Here is an 8373-nt window from a genome sequence, read left to right on the forward strand (position 1 = left end):
CCCCCCCCCCCCACCGCCCTGCGCGACGCCATCCTCATCGCCATGGAGACCGGCGAACTCCCCGTCGCCCGCCACCGCCACCCCGCCCAAGCCCCCGTCGAGATGTCGATCGGACCCCGTCGAGATCTCGACTCCGCCCCGTCGACAGAGCAATCGGCCGGCCGGGTCGTCCTGGTCGGCGGCGGTCCGGGTGCCGATGACCTGATCACGGTCCGTGGCCGGCGCCTGCTGACGCAGGCCGACGTCGTGGTGACCGACCGGCTCGGCGCGACCGGCTTGCTCGACCAGCTGCCGCAGCGCACGAAGATCATCGATGTCGGCAAGACGCCCGGGCATCACCCGGTGCCGCAGTGGGAGATCAACGAGATCCTCGTGCGCGAGGCCAAGGAGGGCCAGCTCGTCGTCCGGCTCAAAGGCGGAGACCCCTTCGTCCTCGGCCGCGGCGGCGAGGAGATGTTGCACTGCGCGGCACACGGCATACCGGTCGACGTCGTGCCTGGTGTCACGTCGGCGATCTCCGTGCCCGCTGCCGCCGGCATCCCCGTCACGCAGCGGGGCATCACCGCATCCTTCGTCATGGCTTCGGCGCACGAGGGGCCGGAACACGTTCTGGCAGCTGCCCGTTCGGCTGCCCCGGATGCGACCCTGGTCCTCCTCATGGGGGTCTCGCACCTCGACGAAACGGCTCGCGGGCTCATGGCGGCGGGCCGCTCCCCGCAGACGCCCGTCGCCATCATCGAATCCGGCTGGACCGAGCGTCAGCGCACCACGACGACGACGCTGGAGTCGGCCGCGGCCGATGCGCGCGCTGCTGGGGTGCGGCCGCCGGCCGTCGTCGTCATCGGTGAGGTCGTGGGGGTCCGGGAGGAGCTGCTGGCGCTGGAGGCGTTGCCGGGCTGAGGGGCGTGGCCGGACGTTGCGTCAGCGCGACGCGGCCGTGCGGTGCCGATCGGCCAGGGTGTTGAGCAGGGCTGCACCTCGGGCGGCGTCGTCGACCGTGACGACGAAGCGCTGACCGTCACCGCGCGTGACCTCGATGGCCTCGCCCCTGCCGCGGCATCTATCGTTCGGCCATGACCACTGGCGAGCGGCGGCGACCCGATGTCGTCCTGCTCGCTCATGGGTCGCCGGATCCGCGGCATACCCGCGACATCGCCGCCCTGGCTCACCGCGTCGCCGTCGCCGCCCCGCACGTCGTGGTGCACACGGCATACCTGGATCACCACCCACCACGGATCGCGGACGTCGCCGACGCCGTGGGCGACACCGGGTCCGGACCGATCGGCCTCGTCCCGCTGCTGCTCACCCAGGCCTTCCACGCCCGGGTCGACATCCCCGCCGCCGCTCGGGAGTTGGGACTGCGCACCGGACGATCTGTCGTGGTCAGCGCGGCGCTCGGGCCGCATCCGCTGCTCGGCTCCGCGGTCGGCGAACTGCTCGACCAGCGCGGCGAGAATCGGGCCGTGGTGCTCCTCGGCGGTTCGTCGCGCACTGCCGCCGTGGACGACCTGGTCGCGCAGCTGCGGTCGACGCTCCCCCCGGTCCGGACCTACGCCTTCGCCACCCTCGATGATCATCTGCCGATCGACGCCGCCCTCACGGCACTCGGGCGGGCGGAGGGAGTCGTCGCAGTCACCGGCATCCTCGCCGACGGGGTGCTGCGGGACCGGATGGTGCGGGCCTGCGCCCAGCGGGGCGTCGGGGTCGCCGCCGGCGTGCTCGCAGACACCGACGCCGTCACGCGTCTGGTCCTCCAGCGGATGGCCGGCCTTCGGGAATCAGGCTGGGACGCAGGAGGTTCACCACAACTATGAGCATGCCCGCCTGGAGAGTGATGCACAGCCTCACTCAGGACTCGGACGTTGCCGACGCGAAGCTCCCGCCCGGGACCACCCGCCGGGTGCTGTCGTATGCCGCGCCCTTCCGCCGCGCCATCGCCGGCTTCCTCGTGCTCGTCGTCGTCGACTCGTTGCTCATCGTCGCCGCCCCGCTGCTGCTGGCGAGACTGGTCGACAACGGCATCATGCCGGGGGACCGGCGAGTGGTGATCACGCTCGCGCTCATCGTCGCGGCGATCGCCGTCGTGGCCGCCGTTGTTGCCGTGGTGTCGCGCTGGTTCTCCGCCCGCATCGGTGAGGGCCTCATCTATCACTTGCGCAGTGAAGTATTCAGTCACGTTGTGCGGCAACCGATTGCGTTCTTCACACGCGCACAGACCGGCGCGCTCGTCACCCGGCTCAACAGCGACGTCATCGGCGCGCAACAGGCCTTCACCAGCGTCCTGTCGAGCGTGGTCAGCAATGTCGTCTCGCTCGCGCTGATCCTCACCGCCATGTTCACGCTGTCGTGGAAGCTCACGCTGGCAGCGCTCGCGCTCGTGCCCTTCTTCCTGCTGCCGGCCCGCTGGATGGGTCATCGCCTGGCTGCCCTGGCGCACGAACAGATGAGCCTGAACGCCGATCTCGGCTCGCGGATGACGGAGCGGTTCAACGTCGGTGGGGCCCTGTTGGTGAAGCTTTTCGGGGATCTCGAGCGTGAGGACCGCGAGTATGCCGAGCGCGCCTCCCGGGTGCGTGACATCGGGGTCAAGATCGCGATGAACCGCACCGTCCTCTTCGTGGCGCTGACCTTCGTGGCCTCGCTCGCCACGGCCATGGTCTATGGGTTCGGTGGCGTGATGGCCATCGACGGCACCCTGACGATCGGCACGCTCATCGCGTTGACGGCGCTGCTGGCGCGGCTGTATGGCCCGTTGACGGCGCTGAGCAATGCTCGCGTCGATGTCATGACCGCACTGGTCTCCTTCACCCGGGTCTTCGAGATCCTCGACCTGAAACCGTCGATCACGCAGTCGCCGTCAGCCATGCCCCTGCCCGGCGGCGCGGTCGACGTCGTCTTCGATCACGTCGGCTTCGCCTATCCCGGTGCCGACGAGGTCTCCTTGCGGTCGTTGGAGGCGGGGGCCTCCGGTGACCGGGGTCGAGGGTCGACCGTGTTGCAGGACATCAGCTTTCACATCGCCCCCGGAGAACTGGTCGCGTTGGTCGGGCCGAGTGGCGGCGGCAAGACGACGATCACCAATCTCGTCGCGCGCCTGTATGACCCGACCTCCGGGGCCGTCCGCCTGCAGGGGCTGGACCTGCGTGACGCCACGCTCGCCTCGGTTACCGGCGCGGTCGGCGTCGTGACCCAGGAGAGCCACCTCTTCCACGACACGATCCGCGCCAACCTGCTGTATGCCCGTGCCGACGCCTCCGAGGACGCGATGCGGGATGCCCTGCGCGCGGCCCAGATCCTGCCGCTGATCGATGCGTTGCCCCAGGGCCTCGACACGGTTGTCGGCGACCGGGGCTACCGGCTCTCCGGCGGGGAGAAGCAGCGCATCGCCATCGCCCGGCTGCTGCTGAAGGGGCCGGGGCTGCTCGTGCTCGACGAAGCCACCGCCCACCTGGACAGCGAGTCCGAGCTGGCCGTGCAGTCGGCGCTGGACAGCGCCCTGGCGGGCCGCACCGCCTTGGTGATCGCCCATCGCCTCTCGACCATCCGCCGGGCCGACCAGATCCTCGTCGTCGACAAGGGGCGGATCGTGGAGCGGGGGACCCACCACGAGTTGCTGGGCCAGGGCGGGCTGTATGAGGTCCTCTACCGCACCCAGTTCCAGGACGATTCCGCACCAGTAGGGGGCTGAGGGCCTGCCCGGCAACGGGAGATCAGGCGTCCTCCTCGTCCCAGATGCGGGTCTTCTTCGGCCGCGGCGGCTTCGGTGCCGGGGTCCGGGCCGCCCCCGCCCCGGCCCCGGACGGCGCCTCGCCGGCCCCACGCTCGGCACGACCTTCGGCGGCCTCGCGGCGCAGGCCGAAGAACATCAGGATGAAGCCGAGCGGCATCGAGGTCCACCACTGGTAGGCGTAGGCCTGGTGCGGGCCGAGACTGCGGTCCGGCTTGCCGAGCGGCTGCGGCACCAGGGCGTCGCCCGCCGTGGCAGCGGGAGTGTCCGCCTCCAGCTGGACATACCCGCCCAGGAGGGGAGTGCCGAACTTCTGCGCAGCCTCCGGCAGGTTGATGCTGGCGATGGTGCCGGCCGTCGCGGAGCTATGGCGTGCCTTCTCGCCCTGGCGTACCCAGCCGGTGAGCGTCACCTCGCCGGGCGGCGGCGCGGCATACGCGGGGACCTCGGCAGCTCCCTTGTCGCCCAACGGGATCCAGCCGCGGTCGATGAGCACCGTGGCCCCGGAGGCCAGGCGGAAGGGGGCCAGCACCTCATACCCCACCTGCTTGTCCAGCGGCCGGCCCCGGGCGACCAGCTTGGCTTGTCCGTAGGTGCCTGTCGCGCTGACGTGCGTCCACTCCTGCGCGATGGGCACGGGGGAGGAGGTGAGCACCGAGCCCACCGGCACCGGTGCGGCACCGAAGTGCGCGCTGATCCGCTCGTTGCGCTCGACCTTCGCGACGTGCTTGCCGTATTGCCAGTGGCCGAGGTGATAGGCGGCGACGGCGAACAGGGCCGACAGGAGGAGGGCGCCCAGCCAGCGAGGGGTCAGCAGGGCGCGCAACACCCCGTCACGGTACCCGCACGACCTCCACGCCGCACTCGCGGGTCAAGCGATCGGCGTCGCTGGGGTCCAGACCCGAGTCGGTCACGAGGACGTCGACATCGGCGATCTCGGCATAGCGATAGATGGCCTCCCGCCCGAACTTCGAACTGTCCGCGAGCAACACCCGCATGCGCGCCGCCCGCACCATCGCGCCCTTGATGGCCGCCTCCGCCTCGTCCGGCGTGGAGAGCCCGTGCTCGAGGGAGAACGCGTTGGCGCCGAGGAAGGCCACGTCGGCGCGGAGCGATTCCAGGGCGCGCAAAGCCCAGTTGTCCACGCTGGCCTGCGTCTCGCGGCGGACGCGACCGCCGAGTATGGACAGCGTGCCGACCCGCCCGAGAAGGGTCTCGGCGATGGGAAGCGAGTTCGTGAAGGCCATCAGTTCTGGGGCGATCGGCATGATTTCCGCGAGCCCGGTGGTGGTGGTGCCGGAGTCGAAGAGCACAACTCCGGTGGCCGGCACGAACTCCCTGGCCGCCGCCGCGATCCGCGCCTTCTCCTCACCGCGAGCGGTTCGTGAGGTCACCGGCGGTTCGTAGGCGAGCGACTCGACGGGCACCGCCCCGCCGTGGACGCGGCGCAGCAGTCCGCGTTCCTGCAGCAGGACGAGGTCCTTGCGGATCGTCTCGTGTGTCACGCCGAGGCTGTCGGCGACCGCCTTGGCTCCCACCTGGCCGCGGGTGCGCAGGGTGTCGAGAATGAACTGGTGACGCTGCGCCGCGAGTTGGTTCTCCGGGACGCCGGCCGCGGCCGTCACGGCCGGATCAGCACTTTGATCTCGGACCCGCTGAGCGAGGCGTCGAAGGCGTCGCGAGCCTGCTCCAGCGGGAACTCCTTGGTCACGTACATGCTTGGGTCGATCGCGCCGGACTGCAGGATCTCGATGGACTTGGCGTAGTCCTGCGGCACATAGGTGGCGCAACCCTGAAGGCGGATCTGGTTGTCCTGCACCGTGATCGTGGGAATCGTCACGTCCGCGGACGGCACGCCGACGATGGCGACGGTGCCGCCCTTGGTGGCCAGTGCGATGGCGGCGGTGATCGTCGGCTGGATCGCCACGCAGTCGAAGACGACATCGGCGCTCTCGCCAAGTGCCGCCCTGACTTGCTCGACCATGTCGGGGGCCGCCGCGTCCACGACGACGTCCGCGCCGAGCTTGCCGGCGAGTTCGCGTTTGCCCGGCAGCGGATCGGTCTGCACGATGCGCTTGGCCCCGTCATACTTGGCCACGGCGAGCATGAGCAGCCCGATGGCGCCCGCGCCCATGATGACGACCGCCTTGTCCTTGAGGGGCCCGGCGATCCGGCCCGCGTGCACGGGCGTCGACAGCGGCTCGATGAGTGAGGCGGCGGTGTCGTCGAGATCGTCGGGTATGTGGTGCAGCCGGTCAGCCCGCACGACGAACTCCTCCGCCATCCCGCCCTGCTCGAACCCACAGCCGAAGAACTGGAGGTTCTCGCACAGGTTCTCCTGACCCTGCGCGCACTGCTTGCACGTCCAACAGGGCAGGGTCGGCTCGACCACCACCCGGTCGCCGACGGCCACGCCGGTCACGTCCGGGCCGAGTTCGGTGACCACGCCGGTGGCTTCGTGCCCGGGGAAGTAGGGCGGCGGCACGAGCGGGTGGCGCCCGTGGAGAGCGTGCGTATCCGAACCGCAGACGCCGACGGTCACGGACCGGACGCGCACCAGACCCGGGCCGATGGGCGCCGGGGGCTCGGTCAGCACCTCCACGGTATCGATCGCGGAAACACGGATACGGCGAATGTCGTTCATGGTCAAGGCCTTTCAGCGGTTTCGATCTGGGAGACGGTGATGCCCTCGGTGCCGGCGGATCCCGGCCGAGGGTCGACGGTGGTGGGGCACAGACAGGCGGAGCGGCCCCACTGCATGGCCCGCGCCATGCGTTCGGACGGCGTGCCCGCCGCCGCCAGCCAGCCGGCAAGGAAGGCGTCGCCAGCGCCCGCGGTGTTGACGGGCACGAGTGCGGGGCCGCCGCCGTGGATGACCGAGAAGCCGTCGGTGTGGATCGCGCCCGCCTTTCCCATGCTGACGAGCAGCTGCGCGTCATACTCGAGGGCGACGCGTCGGGCGAGCGCGGCGGTCTCGTCGACGCTGGTGGGCTTCGGCACACCGAGCAGGTCGGCCAGCTCGATCTCGTTGGGTGCCAAGAGATCCGCGCCCGCAGCCAATGCGGCCGCAAGGGCGGGTCCGGAGATGTCGACGGCACAGCGAGCCGTATGCCGGTGGGCCAGCTCGACGAAGGCCGTCACCACCTCGGGCCCGGCGCCCGGCGCCAGGGATCCGGAGATGACCAACCAGGTCTCCTCCTCTCCGCCGGCCTGGGTGAGTTCCTGATCCACGGCGTCTAGCACGGCGCCGACGTCGACGGGGGTGAGAGCGGCACCCGGGCCGTTGATCTTGATGGTCTGGCCATGGGGGAGCAGGACGGTGGAGTTGATCCGGGTCTCGCCGGAGCTCGCCGGAGCCGCGTGCCGGACGCCTTCTGCGACAAGGAGTTCGGCCAAGTGCCGGCCGGTCGCCCCGGCACTGGGAAAGACGGCCGCCGTCGCGAGACCCGCCGCGTGCAGGTCGCGAGAGACGTTGATCCCCTTGCCGCTGGCCTCGAGTGTCTGGCTCGTGGAGCGGTGCACGTCGACGGCGCCGAGCGTGTCGTCGGCCAGGTGGTAGGTCAGGTCGAGCGCCGGGTTGAGGGTGAGGGTGATGATCATGTGCGTGGCCCGGAGACCAGGCCGGCGAGTCGCGCGGCAACTGCGGCGATCTGCTCGCGACCGGGCCGGACATACTTGCGCGGGTCGACGATCTTGGGGTCGGAATCGAGGACCTCGCGCACGGCGCCGGTGAAGGCAACATTGAGGATGGTGCCGATATTGACCTTGACGATGCCGGCCTCGACGGCGGCGCGCAGGTTGTCGTCGGCCACGCCCGAGCTGCCGTGCAGCACCAGTGGCACCGGCACTGCGGCCGCGATCTCCCGGATCAGGTCGAGGTCCAGGGCCGCGGTGCGTTCGACCATGGCGTGCGAACTGCCCACTGCCACAGCGAGAGCGTCCACACCGGTGGCTTCGACGTATGCCGCCGCCTCACCGGGGTCGGTGCGCACACCTGGTGCGTGCGCGCCGTCCTTGCCGCCCACCTTGCCGAGTTCGGCCTCGACGAAGAGCCCGTTGGCGTGGCCCCAGTCGGCCGCCGCGCGGGTGGCGGCCACATTGTCCTCGTATTCCAGGTGCGAGGCGTCGAACATCACCGAACTCAGGCCAGCGTCAGCGGTCTGATGCAGCAGGCCTTCGTCCTCGACGTGGTCGAGGTGCACAGACACATCGACCGTGGCGGCACGGGCGATCTCGAGGGAGCCGGCGGCGATCGGGCGCAACAGTCCACCGTGGAACTTCACGGCGTTCTCGCTGATCTGCAGGATCACTCCGACCCCCGCCTGCTCGGCGCCGGCGACGATGCCTTCGGCATGCTCGAGAGTGATCACATTGAAAGCGGCAACTCCATGACCGGCCTCCTTGGCGGCGGCGACGAGTTGGGCCGTGGGGACGAGGGGCATCGGTTCTCCAGTTCGATCTGTTCGGGACTCAAGCGGTTTCGGGGGATGGTGCCGATTCGAGGTCGGCGTAGATGCCGGCGGCGAGTCCGGCGAGCAGGGCGGCGCCGCGGCAGCCGGCCTCGGAGACGGCGGAGAGTCGATAGGGCCCGAAGGCGACGGCCTTTGCGTCCCGGACTGCGGCGCTGTGGGTCCAGCCGCCCGCCA

8 protein-coding genes are annotated in these 8373 nt (G+C 70.4%); 3 read left to right on the forward strand and 5 right to left on the reverse strand.

Features of this window, described 5'->3' with window-relative positions; all coding sequences use genetic code 11:
- The 3 genes from cobA to BN11_RS14360 form a co-directional block, all read left to right on the forward strand.
- Positions 1-900: uroporphyrinogen-III C-methyltransferase (cobA, locus tag BN11_RS14350; RefSeq protein ID WP_083433776.1), on the forward strand; the 900-nt coding region annotated here is incomplete at its 5' end.
- Positions 901-1073: 173 nt separating this feature from the next.
- A complete protein-coding gene (locus tag BN11_RS14355) occupies positions 1074-1814 on the forward strand; it encodes a sirohydrochlorin chelatase (RefSeq protein WP_048698741.1) in 741 nt (246 codons plus the stop codon).
- The gene (locus BN11_RS14360) at positions 1811-3688 is read left to right on the forward strand and encodes an ABC transporter ATP-binding protein (protein WP_048698743.1); all 1878 of its coding nucleotides are present in this window, start codon (positions 1811-1813) and stop codon (positions 3686-3688) included. The genes BN11_RS14355 and BN11_RS14360 overlap by 4 nt, the downstream gene beginning before the upstream one ends.
- A 22-nt stretch (positions 3689-3710) precedes the next feature.
- Here BN11_RS14360 and BN11_RS14365 read toward each other — a convergent pair whose 3' ends face one another.
- Genes BN11_RS14365 through BN11_RS14385 form a run of 5 tightly spaced genes read right to left on the reverse strand, consistent with a single transcriptional unit; the run spans position 3711 to position 8169 of the window.
- Positions 3711-4556 carry an SURF1 family cytochrome oxidase biogenesis protein gene (locus BN11_RS14365; RefSeq protein ID WP_048698745.1) on the reverse strand — a complete coding sequence of 282 codons (846 nt, stop codon included), beginning with the start codon at positions 4554-4556 and terminating at the stop codon, positions 3711-3713.
- Between the two features lie 4 nt (positions 4557-4560).
- Complete coding sequence (locus BN11_RS14370) at positions 4561-5352, reverse strand: DeoR/GlpR family DNA-binding transcription regulator (protein ID WP_048698748.1); 792 nt, start codon at positions 5350-5352, stop codon at positions 4561-4563.
- On the reverse strand, positions 5349-6371 hold the full coding sequence (locus BN11_RS14375; RefSeq protein WP_048698752.1) for a zinc-dependent alcohol dehydrogenase: 1023 nt from the start codon (positions 6369-6371) through the stop codon (positions 5349-5351). The genes BN11_RS14370 and BN11_RS14375 overlap by 4 nt, the downstream gene beginning before the upstream one ends.
- 2 nt (positions 6372-6373) lie before the next feature.
- On the reverse strand, positions 6374-7327 hold the full coding sequence (locus BN11_RS14380) for a 1-phosphofructokinase family hexose kinase (RefSeq protein ID WP_048698754.1): 954 nt from the start codon (positions 7325-7327) through the stop codon (positions 6374-6376).
- Positions 7324-8169 carry a class II fructose-bisphosphate aldolase gene (locus BN11_RS14385; RefSeq protein WP_048698756.1) on the reverse strand — a complete coding sequence of 282 codons (846 nt, stop codon included), beginning with the start codon at positions 8167-8169 and terminating at the stop codon, positions 7324-7326. Before BN11_RS14385 ends, BN11_RS14380 begins: the two co-directional genes overlap by 4 nt.
- Positions 8170-8373 lie beyond the last annotated feature (204 nt).

Source organism: Nostocoides australiense Ben110, from assembly GCF_001050535.1.
Taxonomy (GTDB): Bacteria; Actinomycetota; Actinomycetes; order Actinomycetales; family Dermatophilaceae; genus Nostocoides_A; species Nostocoides_A australiense.